The organism is Pseudomonas abietaniphila, assembly GCF_900100795.1.
Lineage (GTDB): Bacteria > Pseudomonadota > Gammaproteobacteria > Pseudomonadales > Pseudomonadaceae > Aquipseudomonas > Aquipseudomonas abietaniphila.
This window is the reverse complement of record NZ_FNCO01000018.1, coordinates 20,131-37,397: the sequence shown is the minus strand read 5'-3', so window position 1 is coordinate 37,397 and position 17,267 is coordinate 20,131. Positions and strand designations below refer to the sequence as shown.

Here is a 17,267-nt window from a genome sequence, read left to right as displayed (position 1 = left end):
CGCGCGAGCGGTCGACGAGTCTATTCCTTCGGCTGAAGGAGAAGGGCCACCAGCGCACTCCAGCCTGTCTGGTGGGACGCCCCTAGACCGCGCCCGTTCTCGCCGTGGAAATACTCATGAAACAACACCAGATCCCGACTCTCGGGATCTATTTCAAGCTGTGGATAACCCGCCATCGAAGGACGATTGCCTTCCTCATTTCGTAGGAAAAGACTGTTTATGCGATGGCTGAGTCCGTCTGCCACTTCTTCCAGTGACGCGAGATACCCTGAGCCGCTGGGGTACTCAACAGAAAAATTCTCGCCGTAATAGCGATGAAACTCCCGCAGCGACTCGATCAGCATGAAGTTCAGCGGCATCCAGACCGGCCCGCGCCAGTTCGAATTGCCGCCAAACAAACGAGAGTTCGATTCCGCCGGCTGATAATCCGCACACAGCGTGCTGCCATCCACCTGCATCTTGAACGGCTGATCGCCATAGTAACGGGACAAAGACCGCACACCGAAGCCCGAGAGAAACTCGCTTTCGTCGAGCATGCGCTTGATCAGGTCCTTGGTCCGTTGTCCGCGTAACAGCGCCAGCAACAAACGGTTGCCCTTGCCCGGTTCGGTCCAGCGAGAGATCAACGCCGCAAGGTCTGGGCGATGGTGCAGAAAGCCCAGCAGACGCTCACGCAATCCCTTCAAACCTTCATGCTCGCGCTGCTCCAGGACACGCACGGCAAACAGAGGTATCAGCCCCACGAAAGAGCGCAGCCGCACGGATTCTCGCAAACCGTCAGGTCGGTGCAGCACGTCGTAGAAAAAGCCGTCGTCTTCGTCCCAGAGTCCCTCTACGTCTTCCTTGTCGACCTCGTTGATCGCCCCGGCTATATAAAGGAAGTGCTCGAAAAACTTCACCGCGATGTCGACGTACACCTCATTGTGCTGAGCAAGCTCCAACGCAATGCGCATCAGGTCCAGCGCATAACCTGCGACCCACGCGGTGCCATCAGCCTGGTCCAGTTGGTAACCGGGGGCGAGGGCGGCCGAGCGATCAAACAGACCAATGTTGTCCAGTCCCAGGAATCCGCCCTGAAAGATGTTGTGCCCCTCGGCATCCTTGCGATTGACCCACCATGAAAAATTCAGCAGCAGCTTGTGGAAAATTCGCTCCAGGAAAACCACATCTCCCTTGCCGGTTTGCGTTTTTTCCATCTGATAGACGCGCCACGTCGCCCACGCATGGACTGGGGGATTTGCGTCGTCGAAGCGCCACTCATAGGCGGGAAGTTGGCCGTTGGGATGCATGAAGCGGTCTTTGACCAGCATCAGTAACTGGTCTTTGGCGAATTCGATGTCGATCAACGCAAATGCCACGGCCTGAAATGCCAGATCCCATGAGGCGTACCACGGGTACTCCCATTTGTCCGGCATCGAGACGATGTCGAAATTGCACAGGTGCCGCCATTGATTGTTGCGAATGTGCGAGCGCCCTGCGGGCAAAGGGCCTTTTCCCGGATCCCCTTCGAGCCAGGCTTTGACGTCGAAATTATAGAGTTGCTTGGACCACAGCAATCCAGCCAGCGCCTGGCGCTGGACACTGCGCGCGTCTTCATCCTTTAGCCTGTTCTGAAGCGCACCGTAAAACTCGTTGGCTTCGGACGTGCGCTGTTCAAACAGTGCCTTGGCATTGACGTGAGCCGAGCCGGCCGGCGCGAAGCGCAGGTAAACGACCTCAGAGGCGCCGGCTTCAAGGCGCATGTGGAAGTGCGCGGCAACCTTGGTGCCTGAGTCATGTCGGATCGCACCTCGGTTGGCACCGACGATGTAATCATTGATGCCGTCCTTGAACGGCCCACTGGCAGGCTCGCCGAACAGCCGAGGAGTGTTGGTGCTGTTCTCGCAAAACAACCAGTCACAGGGTCGTTTTCCCCAGGCGGTTACTTCCTTGTCGGGCTGTGAAGGGTGACGAGCCGCCACTCGATCGTTCTGCAGCACGAGGGCAGGGCGGTCGACAGGCTCGCCGACCCAGCTCCAGATATCTCGCGCCCACACCTGTGGCAACACCTGCAGGCTCGCCGAGCAATCGGATCGGTTGACCACGGTCACCCGCATGAAGATGTCGTCAGGCGTGTGCTTGGCGTATTCGATGGTCACATCGAAATAATGATTGTCGTTAAAGACACCGGTATCGAGCACTTCGTACTCGGGATCGTCCAACCCGCGTCGTGCGTTTTCTTCAACGAGATCACTGTAAGGAAAGGCCGCGTGAGGGTATTTGTAGAGCATGCGCATGTAGGCATGACTCGGCAAACCGTCGACATGAAAATAAAGCTCCTTCACGTCCTCGCCGTGGTTGCCCTCGGCGTTGTTCAGACCGAACAGACGCTCCTTGAGAATCGTGTCACGCTCGTTCCATAACGCCAGTCCGAGACACCAATGCTGCGACTTGTCAGAGAACCCGGCCAGACCATCCTCGCCCCAGCGATAAGCGCGACTGCGAGCATGATCATGCGGGAAGTAGGCCCACGCATCGCCGTCCGCACTGTAATCCTCCCGCACTGTTCCCCATTGGCGATCACTCACATACGGTCCCCATTCCCGCCAACCGTTGGCTGCGTCCCCTACAAGGCGTAATCCCTCGGTCGTCTGCTGCAGGGTTTTGCTGGTTGTTTCGGCAGGCATGTTCACTTTCCAGAAAGTCAGATTGGCCGTTTAACAGGCGCTGATTGCAAGGAAATCTATCGGGGGCCGCGTTCGGTCAAATTATTGGCAACCCGGTAATTCAAAGGGCGATTACTCATGGCAATTAGACCCTGTACACCGCCGGTGTATGGTTCGAGCGTGGGAACACACTTCTTGCCTCTCGGTATTGCGCGTTGCTCTGGACGTGAAGCATCACAGCGGTAAATGGATCGAAATGCAGTTGCCCTGTTTGCGGGCGGAGGCGGTATGAATACATTGGGTGATCTGGCGTCCAGACGGAACAATAACTTCAACCTCATCAGAATGCTTGCTGCCACTGCGGTACTGATCTCTCACAGTTATCCACTCGCCTTGGGCAGCACCGCCATCGAGCCTTTATCCAGTTGGCTGGGTCTGTCGCTCGGTGAACTGGCCGTGATCACCTTCTTTTGCGTTTCCGGTTTCTTTATTTCCCTCAGCCGTGACCGTGCGCCGACTAATCTGGATTTCTTCTCAGCGCGGTTTCTGCGCATTTACCCGGGGCTGTCCCTCGTCCTGTTACTGAGCGTCTTCCTGATCGGCCCGATCTTTACGACACTGGGCGCGCTGGAATATTTCCGCTCAGGTGCAATTTACAGTTACCTGAGCAATAACCTCATGCTGTTCAGCATGAAATTTCAGCTCCCCGGCGTCTTCGAGGATAACCCGTGGCCGGGCATCAACGGCTCACTGTGGACGCTGTTTTACGAAGTGACGTTGTATGTGCTGGTAGGCGGTTTGGGCGCGTTTGCATTCTACGGGCGAGGCGTGCGGTTTGCCGGGTTTCTTCTCGTTTACGCGATCATCTACATCGCCTTCAAGGAGTTGCTGGCCAACACCACACTGCTGAACGAACTGCACCGGGCCCAGTTCTTCTTCACCTGGAGCCTTCCGTTCGTACTCGGCATGTCGCTGTACCGTTATCGTCAGCACATTCAACATCGCTTCGTGTGGTTCCTCCCGCTGGCGGCATTGGCCGCGTGGTCCTATCAAAAGCCATGGTTCTTCGAGTGCTTCGTGGCCGCCTGGACGTACCTGATCTTCTACTTGGGCTTTGCCACAAACCGCTTTGTGGATCGCTACAACCAGTTGGGTGATTACTCTTACGGCGTTTACATCTATGCCTTCCCTGTGCAAGAGATACTCGCGCATCAGGTCAAAGGCATCGGTCCTCTCAGCATGATGCTGGTGGCATTCCCGATAGTCTTGGTTGCTGCGATGTTCTCTTGGCACTTCATTGAAAAGCCAGCCATGGCGCGACGACATGCGTTTGCTGCGCAGCTCACGTCCACGATGACAGACTTGAAAACGTATTGGGCAGGTGTGAGAAGCGGGTCGGCCTGAAAAACAAAAACCCCGGCCGATGGGTATCGGCCGGGGTTTTTGTTGTGGCGATTGAACCTTAGAAATCCAGGTTCGAGACCGCCAGCGCGTTGGCTTCGATGAAGTCGCGGCGAGGTTCTACGGCGTCGCCCATCAGCGTGTTGAAGATCTGATCGGCAGCGATCGCGTCTTCGATGGTGACCTTCAGCATGCGACGCACGCTTGGGTCCATCGTGGTTTCCCACAACTGATCCGGGTTCATTTCACCCAGACCTTTGTATCGCTGAATGGTGTGGCGCTTGGTGCTTTCTGCCATCAGCCAGGCGAGGGCTTCTTTGAACTCGGTAACGGGCTTCTTGCGCTCGCCACGTTGTACGTAGGCACCTTCTTCAAGCAACGTGCTGATCTGCGCACCCAGAGCGGTGACGGTCTTGTAGTCGTTACTGCCGAAGAAGTCGCGGTTGAACGTCACGTAGTTGGACAGGCCGTGAGAGATCAGTTCGACCTCTGGCAGCCAGACATTACGTTCACGGTCTTCACGAAGGCTTGCCTTGTAAACCAGACCGGATTTTTCGCCCACACGCAGACGCTCGTCGAATTTGGCCAGCCAGTCCTGCATCGCGGCGTGATCCGACAATTGCTCCATCGCTACAGGCGGCAAATACACGAAGTGCTCGGTCAGCTCCTGGGGGTACAGGCGCGACAAACGCTTGAGCGTCTTCATGACCATGCGGAAGTCATTGACCAGTTTTTCCAGTGCCGGACCGGAGATACCAGGCGCGGACTCGTTCAAGTGCAGGCTTGCGTCTTCCAGGGCCGACTGCGTCATGTACTCTTCCATGGCGTCGTCGTCTTTGATGTACTGCTCTTGCTTGCCTTTCTTGACCTTGTACAACGGTGGCTGAGCGATGTAGATGTAGCCACGCTCGACCAACTCCGGCAACTGACGGAAGAAGAACGTCAGCAGCAGGGTACGAATGTGCGAACCGTCGACGTCAGCATCGGTCATGATGATGATGTTGTGGTAGCGCAGCTTATCGATGTTGTACTCGTCGCGACCGATGCCGCAGCCCAGAGCGGTAATCAAGGTGCCGACTTCCTGCGAGGAAATCATCTTGTCGAAGCGGGCTTTTTCAACGTTCAGGATCTTGCCCTTGAGCGGCAGGATGGCCTGAGTCTTACGGTTACGTCCCTGCTTGGCGGAACCGCCAGCAGAGTCACCTTCCACCAGATACAGTTCGGAGAGGGCAGGGTCCTTCTCCTGGCAGTCAGCCAGTTTGCCTGGCAAGCCTGCGATATCCAGAGCGCCTTTGCGTCGGGTCATCTCGCGGGCTTTACGCGCTGCTTCACGGGCACGGGCGGCGTCGATCATCTTGCCCACGACGGCTTTGGCTTCGTTCGGGTTTTCCAGCAGGAAGTCAGAGAAGTATTTACCCATCTCTTGCTCGACTGCGGTCTTCACCTCGGAAGAAACCAGCTTGTCCTTGGTCTGCGAACTGAACTTCGGATCAGGAACCTTCACCGAGATAATCGCCGTCAGGCCTTCACGCGCGTCATCACCGGTCGTGGCAACTTTGTGCTTCTTCGCCAGACCTTCCTGCTCGATGTAGTTGTTCAGGTTACGCGTCAGCGCGGAGCGGAAACCCACGAGGTGGGTACCACCGTCACGCTGAGGGATGTTGTTGGTAAAGCACAACAGGTTTTCGTTGAAGCTATCGTTCCACTGCAGCGCGATTTCGACGCCGACACCGTCGTCACGTTGAACGTTGAAGTGGAAGACCTGATTCACCGGCGTCTTGTTGGTGTTCAGGTATTCGACGAACGCACGCAATCCGCCCTCGTACTTGAACAACTCTTCCTTACCGCTGCGTTCATCCTTCAGGACGATACCCACACCGGAGTTAAGGAAGGACAGTTCGCGAATGCGCTTGGCCAGGATGTCCCAGCTGAAATGAATATTCTTGAATGTCTCGGCGGACGGTTTGAAATGAATTTCCGTGCCAGTGGAGTCGCTCTCGCCCACGATTTTCATCGGCTCCTGCGGCACACCATGAACGTATGTCTGTTCCCAGATTTTGCCGCTGCGGCGAACGGTCAGGTTCAATTCTTCAGACAGTGCGTTTACAACAGAAACACCTACACCGTGCAGACCGCCGGATACTTTGTAGGAGTTGTCATCAAACTTACCGCCGGCGTGCAGCACGGTCATGATGACCTCAGCCGCGGAAACGCCTTCTTCTTTGTGCACATCAACCGGGATGCCGCGGCCGTTGTCGCGCACGGTGATGGATTCGTCCGGATGGATGATGATGCTGATGTCGTCGCAATGGCCAGCCAACGCTTCGTCGATGGAGTTGTCCACCACTTCAAACACCATGTGGTGAAGACCGCTGCCATCGTCCGTATCGCCGATGTACATACCGGGACGCTTGCGTACGGCATCAAGTCCTTTCAGCACTTTAATGCTGGACGAGTCGTACGTTTGATTTTCGCTCATGCATTCACTCCCGATGGTCGTGGGTCTGGGTGATACTGCCATGTTCCACGTGGAACAAAGCCACTGGCGTTTCCGTCTGCCAGCCTTCCCTCAACAATTCATGATCTACACAGGTGATAAATACCTGGCAGCGTAATTCTTCCAGCAAGCGACACAATGCGCTGCGGTGATGCTCGTCGAGCTCCGATGGCAGATCGTCGACGAGATAAATACATTGGCCGCGGCGCGCCTGACTAACGAGATGACCTTGAGCAATACGTAACGCGCAGACCACGAGTTTCTGCTGTCCGCGTGACAGGATATCCGCTGCGTTATGACCGCCGAGCCGAAGACGCAAATCTGCGCGTTGTGGTCCTGCTTGCGTATGACCCATTTGTTGATCGCGATAGAGAGACGAGGCGAGCACGGTGCTCAGGTCTTTCTCTTTATCCCAACCGCGGTAATAACTCAGGGTCAGGCCATCAAGCTGAACCAGTTCGCTCAACGTCTGTTCGAACACGGGTTTAAGGGCCTTAATATAAGCCCTTCGAAACTCATCGATTTCGTCACTGGCAAGGCACAGTTCCCGGTCCCAAGCCGCCTGCGAAGCGCCGTCAAGTGTACCATGCCGAAGCCACGAGTTCCGCTGCCTCAGGGCCTTCTGCAGGCGCTGCCAAGTGGCCATAAAGCGAGGTTCCACGTGGAACACTCCCCAATCCAGAAACTGGCGGCGGATCTTCGGAGCACCCTCAAGCAGCCGAAAGCTGTCTGGGTTAATCAATTGCAGCGGCAACGTCTCCGCCAACTGAGCAGCGCTTTTAGCGTTCTGACCGTCGATACGAATCTGGAATTCGCCTTGGCGATCCCGCGAAATGCCTAAATTGCTGTGCCCACCTTCAGCGAGTTCAACCTGTCCGAAGACCGTGCAAGCGGGCTGTTCGTATTGGATAACAGGTTGCAAGCGGGTACTACGGAACGAACGAGCAAGTCCGAGCAGATGGATCGCCTCAAGCACACTGGTTTTACCACTGCCGTTGGCGCCATAAAGGATATTGATGCGGGGGGAGGGGGAGAAGGTCACCGGGTGCAGATTGCGCACCCCGGTGACCGAGACGCGGCTGAGAGACATCTATCGACTGCTGATTACAGGCGCATCGGCATGACGACGTAAGCCGAATCGTCATTGCCAGACTCTTGTACCAGCGCACTGCTGTTTGAGTCGGAAAGGATCAGACGAACTTGCTCAGTCGTCATGACGCCCAACACGTCGAGCAAATAGCTCACGTTAAAGCCGATCTCCAACGAGCTGCCGTTGTAATCAACGCTGATCTCTTCTTCCGCTTCTTCCTGCTCAGGGTTGTTTGCCTGAATCTTCAGCTGACCGCTGGCCAACTGCAGACGAATACCACGGTACTTCTCGTTCGACAGAATGGCAGTACGGCTGAATGCTTCGCGCAACGCTTGACGATCACCCACCACCAGTTTGTCGCCGCCTTTAGGCAGTACGCGTTCGTAGTCCGGGAATTTGCCGTCCACCAGTTTGGAAGTGAACGTAAACTCGCCGGTCGTGGCGCGTATGTGATGCTGACCCAGCACGATGCTGACCAGGCCATCCTGCTCGGTCAGGAGGCGTGCAAGTTCCAGAATACCTTTGCGCGGCACAATCACCTGATGCCGATCAGCATGCTCGATTTCTGCAGACATCGAGCACATTGCCAGACGGTGACCATCGGTGGCGACTGCGCGCAGAATGCCTGATTGCACTTCCAACAGCATGCCGTTCAAGTAGTAACGTACGTCCTGTTGAGCCATGGCGAAGCTGGTGCGTTCGATCAACCGACGCAGTTTGCTTTGCACCAGGTTGAACGTCAGCGAACCTGGCCCTTCTTCTACGGTCGGGAAATCATTGGCCGGCAACGTCGACAGCGTAAAACGACTGCGCCCGGCTTTGACGACGAGCTTCTGCTCGTCGACTTTGATATCGATCAGGGTGTCATTCGGCAAGCTTTTGCAGATGTCCATCAGCTTACGAGCCGGCACAGTGATCTCGCCCGGTTCTGCAGGCTCTTCCAACTGAACCCGTCCAACCAGCTCGACTTCCAGGTCGGTACCGGTCAAGGACAGCTGCTGCCCTTCGACGACCAGCAACACGTTCGACAGAACCGGCAAGGTCTGGCGGCGTTCGACAACGCCCGCGACCAGTTGCAGGGGTTTCAACAGGGCTTCGCGTTGAATGGTGAAATGCATGGTCTAGTCCCTTGCCTTGAAAAGCTGCGTCAGCATCACGTAGTCAAAGTACGCAGCAGGTTCTTGTAGTCCTCGCGGATGTCCGCATCGGATTCTTTAAGCTCATTGATCTTGCGGCAGGCGTGCAGCACGGTGGTATGGTCGCGTCCGCCAAACACATCGCCGATCTCCGGCAAACTGTGGTTGGTCAATTCCTTGGACAACGCCATCGCGACTTGCCGCGGGCGTGCAACCGATCTCGAACGACGTTTCGACAAAAGGTCGGAGATCTTGATCTTGTAGTACTCAGCGACAGTGCGCTGAATGTTATCCACACTCACCAGCTTGTCCTGCAACGCCAGCAGGTCCTTAAGCGACTCGCGAATCAACTCGATGGTGATGTCGCGCCCCATGAAGTGGGAGTGAGCGATGACACGCTTGAGCGCACCCTCAAGCTCACGCACGTTGGATCGAATGCGTTGGGCAATAAAGAAGGCAGCATCGTGGGGAAGTTCGACCTTGGCCTGATCTGCTTTCTTCATGAGGATCGCTACTCGGGTTTCAAGCTCGGGTGGTTCGACCGCTACGGTCAAGCCCCAGCCAAAACGCGATTTTAGACGCTCCTCCAGACCTTCGATCTCCTTTGGATAACGGTCGCTGGTCAGGATGACCTGCTGACCGCCTTCAAGGAGCGCGTTGAAGGTGTGGAAAAACTCTTCCTGAGAACGCTCCTTGCGAGCGAAAAATTGAATGTCATCGATCAGCAGGGCATCGACGGAGCGATAGAAACGCTTGAATTCATTGATTGCATTGAGTTGCAGCGCTTTAACCATATCCGCAACGAAACGCTCCGAATGAAGGTAAACAACCTTCGCATTCGGATTTTTCTTGAGCAAGTGGTTACCCACAGCGTGCATCAAGTGGGTTTTACCCAAGCCGACACCACCATAAAGGAACAGCGGGTTGTAGCCGTGCTTGGGGTTATCCGCGACCTGCCACGCTGCGGCGCGCGCCAGTTGGTTTGACTTACCTTCAACAAAATTCTCGAACGTGAAGGTACGGTTCAGGTAGCTGGTGTGCTTGAGCGCTCCTTCGACCTGGACATTGCGCTGCTCAGCGCGAGCAGGTGCCTGCTGAGAGCTGGCGCCTGCCATCGGGTCAAAGCTTGCACGCGAAGGCTCGTCATCTACATCCAACGCTACTTGCACCACAGGCGCAGCAGGTGCTGACGCAGGTGTGGCAGCCGGAGCAGAGGAAGTGGTGACCTGGCTGGCTGCATTTTGAGCAGCCTGCGATGCGGCGGCGGCCGCTGCCAACGGAGCATTGGGGGCGGCTCGGGGAGCAGAGCTTCGTTTGCTGCCTATTAATAAGGAAAGCGAAGGCGCAATGCCCTGGCCTTGTTCCGCCAACAATTCGAGCACGCGACCCAGGTACTTTTCATTCACCCAATCAAGCACGAACCGGTTTGGCGCATAGACACGCAACTCGTCGCCTTCGGCTTCGACCTGTAGCGGACGGATCCAGGTGTTGAATTGCTGGGCAGGCAGCTCATCGCGCAAAAGCTCCACGCACTGCTGCCAAAGTTCCACTGACACGGATATCCCCTAAGTTTCGAAAGCCGGTGAGGCAAAAACAAGCGCCCATTGTAACCACCCCCGGCAGACTTATCCACATGTAGGTAGCTGACGGGCATCTCAAAATCAACCTCTTATGAGGAAAAATCCCGACCGGTGGCATGTGCATAAGCCCTGTGGATAACCGTGACTCAGCCCATTGCATAACTGGGGGCGGAAATCTGTGGGTAACTGCCCTGTGGATAACATCCCATTCCACGCACAGGTTTTCCGAGGGCGCAGCACAGGCGCAACACGGCTTTTAGACAGAGTTTTGATTCTCTGTACACCTTGATTTAAATGGGCTAAACCTACTTATCCACAGAGAGGGTCGTCTCTAGTCTTTATAAGCTTTACAGAAAAGCTTTAAATACTTTCCTTCTTTATTTTTATGTCTAAGGTCCCCACCTGTCATTCACGAACGGGCGTGTGCCCTACGAAATGCAGGCAAGAAGTAAATGGAAGAAACGTTGGTTGGAAATTGACCTGAGAGCTTGCTTTCTCTAGAATCCCCGGTCTCTTAAAACGGGGGCCATTCCGGCCCGTTGTGGACGAACCAGGTAACACGCCATGAAACGTACTTTCCAACCCAGCACTATCAAGCGCGCCCGCACCCACGGTTTCCGTGCTCGTATGGCCACCAAAAACGGCCGTGCAGTTCTGTCGCGTCGTCGCGCCAAAGGCCGTAAGCGTCTGGCAGTTTGATTAATCGGCACAGGTGGTGAGTCGAGACTTCAGTCGGGAAAAGCGTTTGCTGACACCCCGGCATTTCAAGGCAGTCTTTGACTCCCCCACCGGCAAGGTTCCGGGGAAAAATCTCCTGCTCCTTGTGCGCAACAACGACCTGGATCACGCCCGCTTGGGATTGGTGATCGGTAAGAAGAGCGTGAAGCTCTCCGTCGAGCGCAATCGCTTGAAACGCCTGATGCGCGAATCTTTTCGCCACCACCAAGACAACCTCGTTGGTTGGGATATTGTGGTTGTCGCGCGCAAAGGCTTGGGTGACATTGAAAACCCCGAATTGATTCAGCATTTCGGCAAGCTCTGGAAACGTCTGGCGCGTAGCCGGCCAACCTCAGAAGTCAAAACCGAAACTGCGGGGGTAGACAGTCCTGATGCGTAAACTGGCGCTCGTTCCGATCCAGTTTTACCGCTATGCCATTAGTCCTCTGATGGCCAGTCACTGTCGTTTCTACCCCAGTTGCTCCTGCTACGCGTACGAAGCCATTGAAAATTATGGCCTGGTGCGCGGCGGCTGGCTGACCTTGCGTCGCCTAGGTCGCTGTCATCCGTGGAATCCCGGTGGTTTCGACCCGGTTCCACCTGCTCCCACCTCCCGTTCCTCTTCGATGGCCGAGTAATCATGGATATTAAACGCACGATCCTGATCGTCGCCCTGGCAATCGTGACCTATGTCGGTGTCCTGAAATGGAACCAGGACTATGGTCAGGCTGCCTTGCCGACTCAGAATGTTGCCGCCAACACCAATACATCCGCTCTCCCTGACACTCCGCAAGGTACGGCTGCTGCCAACGCAGACGTTCCGAGTGCAACAGGTGAAGTCGCTGCGCCAACCGAAACTCCGGTGGTTGCCAGCAAAGACTTGATTCAGGTTAAAACCGATGTGTTGAACCTGGAAATCGATCCAGTCGGCGGTGATGTGGTGCAACTTCGCTTGCCACTGTATCCACGCCGTCAAGACCATCCTGAAATTCCGTTTCAGCTGTTCGACAATGGCGGCGAGCGTACCTTTCTTGCACAGAGCGGCCTGACGGGCGCAAACGGTCCGGATGCCCGCGCTTCCGGTCGCCCTGTCTACGTCGCGACACAGAAAAGTTTTCAATTGGCGGATGGGCAGAACGATCTCGTTGTCGATCTGAAATTCAGCGATGCCGGCGTCAACTACATCAAGCGTTTTACCTTCAAACGCGGCCTGTATGATCTGACCGTTTCGTATCTGATCGATAACCAGAGCGCTCAAGCGTGGAACGGTAATCTGTTCGCTCAGCTGAAACGCGATGCAAGCGCAGATCCGTCGTCGACTACCGCCACTGGCACCGCCACTTATCTGGGTGCGGCCATGTGGACACCGTCGGAGCCTTACAAAAAGGTTTCGATGAAGGACATCGATAAAGGCTCGCTGAAAGACACGGTTCAAGGTGGTTGGGTCGCCTGGTTGCAGCACTATTTCGTCACTGCCTGGATCCCGAACAAGGCTGACAGCAACACCGTAACCACTCGCAAAGACAGCGCGGGTAACTACATCATCGGTTTCACCGGTCCAGCACTGACCGTTGCGCCGGGTGCCAAGGCTGAAACGACCACCACGTTGTACGCCGGTCCGAAGAGCCAGGCCGTACTCAAAGAGTTGTCCCCAGGTCTGGAACTGACCGTCGACTACGGCATTCTGTGGTTCATTGCCCAGCCGATTTTCTGGCTGTTGCAACATATCCACAGCATTGTGGGTAACTGGGGTTGGTCGATCATCTTCCTGACCATGCTGATCAAAGGGCTTTTCTTCCCACTGTCCGCTGCCAGCTACAAGTCGATGGCGCGGATGCGTGCCGTTGCGCCACGTCTGGCTGCCCTGAAAGAGCAGCATGGCGACGACCGTCAGAAGCTTTCACAGTCGATGATGGAGCTGTACAAGAAAGAGAAGATCAACCCGCTAGGTGGTTGCTTGCCGATTCTTGTACAGATGCCAGTGTTCCTGTCGCTGTACTGGGTACTGCTGGAAAGCGTCGAGATGCGCCAGGCGCCTTGGCTGTTGTGGATAACCGACCTGTCGATCAAGGATCCGTTCTTCATCCTGCCGATCATCATGGGCGCGACCATGTTCATTCAGCAGCGTCTGAACCCTACACCTCCGGATCCGATGCAAGCCAAGGTCATGAAGCTGATGCCAATCATCTTCACCTTCTTCTTCCTGTGGTTCCCGGCAGGTCTGGTGCTGTACTGGGTTGTGAACAACACCCTGTCCATCACTCAACAGTGGTACATCACGCGTAGCATCGAAGCCAAGGCCAAAAAAGCTGCCGCTTGAACTACCCTGTGAATAAGTCATTCAGAACGCCCCCTCGTGGGGCGTTTTGCTATCCGTTAGTTATTCAGGAGCCGGGCCATGAACGTCCCTCGTGAAACCATCGCCGCGATTGCCACCGCCCAGGGACGAGGCGGCGTTGGCATTGTACGTATCTCCGGCCCTTTGGCCGCCAACGCCGCAAAGGCGATCACTGGAAAAGAATTGCAGCCTCGCCATGCTCACTATGGCCCGTTCCAGGACGAGCATGGAGAAGTGATCGACGAGGGCATTGCCCTGTATTTTCCCGGACCGAACTCCTTTACGGGCGAAGATGTTCTGGAGCTGCAAGGCCATGGCGGCCCGGTCGTGCTGGACATGTTGCTGCAGCGCTGTGTACAGCTGGGAAGCCGGTTGGCACGCCCCGGCGAATTCAGCGAACGGGCGTTTCTTAACGACAAGCTGGATCTCGCGCAGGCTGAAGCCATTGCCGACCTGATCGAAGCCAGTTCTGCACAAGCGGCGCGCAATGCGTTGCGGTCCTTGCAAGGTGCTTTCTCTCAGCGTGTGGATAACCTCACCGAGAAACTGATCAGTTTGCGGATATACGTAGAAGCTGCCATCGACTTTCCGGAAGAGGAAATAGACTTCCTGGCTGATGGCCACGTCCTCAGCATGCTTGATGACGTGCGTCTTCAGTTATCCACTGTCCTGAGTGAAGCCAATCAAGGCGCGCTGCTGCGTGACGGCATGACTGTGGTAATCGCCGGCCGACCGAACGCAGGTAAGTCCAGCCTGCTCAATGCATTGGCAGGAAGAGAAGCCGCGATCGTTACCGAGATTGCCGGCACGACCCGAGACGTGCTCCGCGAACATATCCACATCGACGGTATGCCGCTGCACGTAGTGGACACGGCTGGCCTTCGCGATACAGAGGATCATGTTGAACGAATTGGCGTCGAACGGGCGCTCAAGGCTATTTCGGAAGCTGACCGAATACTGCTGGTGGTGGATGCCACCGCGCCGGAGGCGCAGGATCCGTTTGCCCTCTGGCCGGAATTCCTCGAGCAGCGTCCGGACCCCGCGCAGGTCACGCTCATCAGAAACAAGACTGACCTGAGTGGGGATCCTGTAGGGCTCGAGGTCAGTGAAGATGGCCATGTCACCATCAACCTCAGCGCCAAAGCCGGCGGTGAAGGGCTTGAACTTCTGCGAGATCATCTGAAGGCCTGCATGGGTTATCAGCAAACCGCGGAAAGCAGCTTCAGCGCTCGACGTCGGCACCTGGAAGCGCTACATAAGGCCAGTGCTTCGCTAGAGCACGGCCGCTCACAGTTGACCCTGGCGGGTGCGGGGGAGCTGCTGGCTGAGGACCTGCGCATTGCTCAGCAATCTATCGGAGAGATCACTGGGGCATTCAGCTCTGACGATCTACTGGGAAGAATCTTCTCCAGCTTCTGCATCGGCAAATAACCGGTCCGTTTTTTCGACAGGCAGGTCATTCCCCGACCTGCCTGCCCTCGCTTCATCCCCCTCCTGAACATTAAATCCGATCCTTTGACCGCCAGAGCGTACTCGTGCACGCGATTTTCGGTCGTCCAGACAGGACTCACCACCGAATGAGCCCTGTGCATAACCGCGCTTCAGCTCAGTTGATAAGTGGGCCTAAAATCGGAGGATAACCTCGCCTGTGGACAACCATCACTTTAATCCACAGGCTTAGACACGTTATCCAAGGGCCTTATTGGCACATGAACACAGACTTTTGAATCTCTGTACACATTGAATATTAAGGCCTGTAGAGATCTATCCACAGAAAGGTGCCTCTCTAAACATAAACATAAAAACAAAGATTTTATAAATTTCTTTCTTTTTAATTTCTTTAACCGCCATTCATCCACAGCTGGTTAAATTTTGCGCAAAAGGTTCCTTTCAGGGGGGCGAAGTCCCTATACTTGCCGCCAATTTCCTATTCCCCCCCAAAAACAGGCACGAGGTGCGTGGTGGATTTCCCTTCCCGTTTTGAAGTGATCGTCATCGGCGGCGGTCATGCCGGTACCGAGGCAGCACTGGCGTCTGCACGCATGGGTGCGAAAACCCTGCTGCTTACGCACAACGTGGAAACCCTCGGGCAAATGAGCTGCAACCCTGCCATTGGCGGCATTGGTAAAAGTCATCTGGTTAAAGAGATCGATGCGCTGGGTGGTGCAATGGCCACGGCTACCGATCTGGGCGGTATTCAATTTCGCGTGCTCAACAGCCGCAAAGGCCCAGCAGTACGGGCGACCCGTGCTCAAGCTGACCGTATTCTCTATAAGGCAGCGGTCCGCGAGATCATTGAAAACCAGCCGAACCTGTGGATATTTCAGCAGGCCTGCGATGACCTGATTGTCGAGCAGGACCAGGTACGGGGCGTGGTCACGCAGATGGGTTTGCGGTTCATGGCGGACTCTGTGGTTTTGACCACCGGCACTTTTCTCGGTGGACTTATCCACATCGGTTTGCAGAATTACTCCGGTGGCAGGGCAGGTGATCCACCGTCGATCGCGCTCGCACGCCGGCTTCGTGAATTACCTCTGCGCGTCGGGCGTTTGAAAACCGGTACGCCTCCGCGCATTGATGGTCGATCTGTGGATTTCTCGGTGATGACCGAGCAACCCGGGGACACGCCCATCCCGGTGATGTCGTTCCTGGGTTCCAAGGAACAGCATCCGCGCCAGGTCAGTTGCTGGATTACTCACACCAATGCGCGCACTCACGAAATAATCGCTGCGAACCTCGATCGTTCGCCGATGTATTCCGCTGCCGGCGAAATCGAAGGTGTGGGCCCGCGTTACTGCCCGTCGATCGAAGACAAGATCCATCGCTTTGCCGACAAGGAAAGCCACCAGGTCTTCATCGAACCGGAGGGCCTGACCACCCATGAGCTCTATCCGAACGGGATTTCGACTTCACTGCCATTCGACGTCCAGTTGCAGATCGTGCAGTCGATTCGCGGCATGGAAAACGCCCATATCGTTCGCCCTGGTTACGCCATCGAGTACGACTATTTCGATCCGCGGGATCTGAAATACAGCCTGGAAACGAAGGTCATCGGCGGCCTGTTCTTCGCTGGCCAGATCAACGGCACCACCGGATACGAAGAAGCTGGCGCACAAGGTTTGCTCGCCGGTGCCAACGCAGCGCTGCGTGCTCAAGGCAAGGAAAGCTGGTGCCCGCGTCGTGATGAAGCGTACATCGGTGTGCTTGTGGATGATTTGATTACCCTGGGTACTCAAGAGCCTTACCGCATGTTCACTTCTCGTGCGGAGTACCGGTTGATCCTGCGCGAAGACAACGCAGACCTGCGCCTGACCGAGAAGGGGCGCGAGTTGGGATTGGTCGACGATGCGCGGTGGGCTGCGTTCTGTACCAAGCGCGAAAGCATCGAGCAAGAAGAGCAGCGTCTGAAATCGACCTGGATTCGTCCAGGCACTGAGCAGGGCGACGCCGTGTCCGCGCATTTCGGAACGCCACTGACCCACGAGTACAATTTGCTCAACCTGCTGAGCCGCCCTGAAATTGACTACGTCAACCTCGTTGCGTTGACGGGTCAGGGGTCAATCGATCCACAGGTTGCCGAGCAGGTCGAAATCAAAACCAAGTACGCCGGTTACATCGATCGTCAGCAGGACGAGATTGCTCGTCTGCGTGCCAGCGAAAATACAAAACTGCCTGACGATATCGACTACACCACCATTTCCGGTCTGTCGAAAGAGATTCAGAGCAAGCTGGGGACAACGCGTCCTGAGACATTGGGCCAGGCTTCGCGTATTCCGGGTGTGACCCCGGCAGCGATCTCGCTGTTGATGATTCATTTGAAAAAACGCGGCGCGGGCCGTCAGTTGGAGCAAAGCGCTTGAGTT

General features: G+C 55.8%; 12 protein-coding genes. 7 read left to right on the top strand and 5 right to left on the bottom strand.

What is annotated here, in order from left to right; translation table 11 throughout:
• Positions 1–20 precede the first annotated feature (20 nt).
• Complete coding sequence (locus BLS87_RS26865; RefSeq protein WP_074757436.1) at positions 21–2,666, bottom strand: MGH1-like glycoside hydrolase domain-containing protein; 2,646 nt, start codon at positions 2,664–2,666, stop codon at positions 21–23.
• 267 nt (positions 2,667–2,933) lie between these two features.
• On the opposite strand from BLS87_RS26865, the gene BLS87_RS26860 reads away from it, so the two are divergent.
• Positions 2,934–4,049, top strand: coding sequence for an acyltransferase family protein (locus BLS87_RS26860; RefSeq protein WP_074757434.1), 1,116 nt, complete (start codon positions 2,934–2,936; stop codon positions 4,047–4,049).
• A 58-nt stretch (positions 4,050–4,107) separates the two neighbouring features.
• Here the strand turns inward: BLS87_RS26860 and gyrB are convergent, their stop codons facing one another.
• The 4 genes from gyrB to dnaA are packed head-to-tail and all read right to left on the bottom strand — an operon-like array spanning position 4,108 to position 10,325.
• Complete coding sequence (gyrB, locus tag BLS87_RS26855) at positions 4,108–6,525, bottom strand: DNA topoisomerase (ATP-hydrolyzing) subunit B (protein WP_074757432.1); 2,418 nt, start codon at positions 6,523–6,525, stop codon at positions 4,108–4,110.
• Positions 6,526–6,529: 4 nt separating this feature from the next.
• On the bottom strand, positions 6,530–7,633 hold the full coding sequence (gene recF / locus BLS87_RS26850; RefSeq protein WP_074757430.1) for a DNA replication/repair protein RecF: 1,104 nt from the start codon (positions 7,631–7,633) through the stop codon (positions 6,530–6,532).
• Between the two features lie 14 nt (positions 7,634–7,647).
• Positions 7,648–8,751, bottom strand: a complete 1,104-nt coding sequence (dnaN, locus tag BLS87_RS26845; protein ID WP_074757428.1) for a DNA polymerase III subunit beta — start codon at positions 8,749–8,751, stop codon at positions 7,648–7,650.
• A gap of 35 nt (positions 8,752–8,786) precedes the next feature.
• Positions 8,787–10,325 carry a chromosomal replication initiator protein DnaA gene (gene dnaA, locus BLS87_RS26840; protein WP_074757426.1) on the bottom strand — a complete coding sequence of 513 codons (1,539 nt, stop codon included), beginning with the start codon at positions 10,323–10,325 and terminating at the stop codon, positions 8,787–8,789.
• A gap of 588 nt (positions 10,326–10,913) precedes the next feature.
• Between dnaA and rpmH the strand changes: the two genes are divergently transcribed.
• From rpmH to mnmG, 6 genes are all read left to right on the top strand, one after another.
• Positions 10,914–11,048, top strand: a complete 135-nt coding sequence (gene rpmH / locus BLS87_RS26835; protein ID WP_002551315.1) for a 50S ribosomal protein L34 — start codon at positions 10,914–10,916, stop codon at positions 11,046–11,048.
• A 16-nt stretch (positions 11,049–11,064) separates the two neighbouring features.
• Positions 11,065–11,466, top strand: coding sequence for a ribonuclease P protein component (rnpA, locus tag BLS87_RS26830; RefSeq protein WP_074757424.1), 402 nt, complete (start codon positions 11,065–11,067; stop codon positions 11,464–11,466).
• Entirely contained in the window at positions 11,459–11,704 is a 246-nt protein-coding gene (gene yidD / locus BLS87_RS26825; RefSeq protein WP_074757422.1) for a membrane protein insertion efficiency factor YidD, read from the top strand. Before rnpA ends, yidD begins: the two co-directional genes overlap by 8 nt.
• Positions 11,705–11,706: 2 nt before the next feature.
• The gene (yidC, locus tag BLS87_RS26820; RefSeq protein WP_074757420.1) at positions 11,707–13,386 is read left to right on the top strand and encodes a membrane protein insertase YidC; all 1,680 of its coding nucleotides are present in this window, start codon (positions 11,707–11,709) and stop codon (positions 13,384–13,386) included.
• Positions 13,387–13,464: 78 nt separating this feature from the next.
• Complete coding sequence (gene mnmE, locus BLS87_RS26815; RefSeq protein WP_074757418.1) at positions 13,465–14,835, top strand: tRNA uridine-5-carboxymethylaminomethyl(34) synthesis GTPase MnmE; 1,371 nt, start codon at positions 13,465–13,467, stop codon at positions 14,833–14,835.
• Between the two features lie 530 nt (positions 14,836–15,365).
• Entirely contained in the window at positions 15,366–17,264 is a 1,899-nt protein-coding gene (mnmG, locus tag BLS87_RS26810) for a tRNA uridine-5-carboxymethylaminomethyl(34) synthesis enzyme MnmG (RefSeq protein ID WP_074757416.1), read from the top strand.
• Positions 17,265–17,267: the final 3 nt, after the last annotated feature.

Bases quoted from the DNA above. Each gene is read 5' to 3' on its own strand.
- BLS87_RS26865 (WP_074757436.1), bottom strand. From the start codon at position 2,666: ATGCCTGCCGAAACAACCAGCAAAACCCTGCAGCAGACGACCGAGGGA.
- BLS87_RS26860 (WP_074757434.1), top strand. From the start codon at position 2,934: ATGAATACATTGGGTGATCTGGCGTCCAGACGGAACAATAACTTCAAC.
- gyrB (WP_074757432.1), bottom strand. From the start codon at position 6,525: ATGAGCGAAAATCAAACGTACGACTCGTCCAGCATTAAAGTGCTGAAA.
- recF (WP_074757430.1), bottom strand. From the start codon at position 7,633: ATGTCTCTCAGCCGCGTCTCGGTCACCGGGGTGCGCAATCTGCACCCG.
- dnaN (WP_074757428.1), bottom strand. From the start codon at position 8,751: ATGCATTTCACCATTCAACGCGAAGCCCTGTTGAAACCCCTGCAACTG.
- rpmH (WP_002551315.1), top strand. From the start codon at position 10,914: ATGAAACGTACTTTCCAACCCAGCACTATCAAGCGCGCCCGCACCCAC.
- yidD (WP_074757422.1), top strand. From the start codon at position 11,459: ATGCGTAAACTGGCGCTCGTTCCGATCCAGTTTTACCGCTATGCCATT.
- yidC (WP_074757420.1), top strand. From the start codon at position 11,707: ATGGATATTAAACGCACGATCCTGATCGTCGCCCTGGCAATCGTGACC.
- mnmE (WP_074757418.1), top strand. From the start codon at position 13,465: ATGAACGTCCCTCGTGAAACCATCGCCGCGATTGCCACCGCCCAGGGA.